Source organism: Mesorhizobium sp. WSM4847, from assembly GCF_055811335.1.
In genome coordinates this window covers 1-665 of sequence record NZ_JBVVPY010000103.1, presented here as the reverse complement: position 1 = coordinate 665, position 665 = coordinate 1, and the positions used below count along the sequence as shown (strand labels likewise).

1 protein-coding gene is annotated in these 665 nt (G+C 65.1%); it reads right to left on the bottom strand.

The annotated features are described in order from the left end of the window. Positions 1 to 665: AMP-binding protein (locus AC0L28_RS34715; protein WP_473482996.1), on the bottom strand; the 665-nt coding region annotated here is incomplete at both ends.

The following is a 665-nucleotide window of genomic DNA, read 5'->3' as shown; positions in this document are numbered from 1 at the left end:
ACGTTCTCGCCGCCGCGGATGACCATATCCTTGACCCGGCCGACGATGTTGCAATAACCCTCGGCGTCGATGGTGGCGAGGTCGCCGGTGTGCATCCACCCGTCGGGATCGATCGCCTCGCGGGTTTTTTCCTCGTCGTCCCAATAGCCCTTCATCACCGAATAGCCGCGCGTGCAGAGTTCGCCCGGCGCGCCGACCGCAACGGTCGCGCCATCGGCATCGATCGCCTTGACCTCAACATGCGGGTGGACGCGGCCGACGGTCGAGACGCGCTTTTCCAGCGGGTCGTCGACGCTGCTCTGGAACGACACCGGGCTGGTCTCGGTCATGCCATAGGCGATTGTCACCTCCGCCATGTGCATCAGTGACACTACCTTCTTCATCACCTCGATCGGGCACGGCGAGCCGGCCATGATGCCGGTGCGCAGGCTGGTGAGATCGAAGGTGTCGAAATCCGGATGGTCGAGCAGGCCGACGAACATGGTCGGCACGCCGTAGAGGCCGGTGCAGTGCTCGCCCGCCACCGCTCTCAGCGTGGCGCCGGCATCAAACCCCTCGCCCGGGAAAACCATGGTCGCGCCCTTGGTGACGCAGCCGATCGTGCCCATCGACATGCCGAAGCAGTGATAGAGCGGCACCGGGATGCACAGCCGGTCCTCGACGGT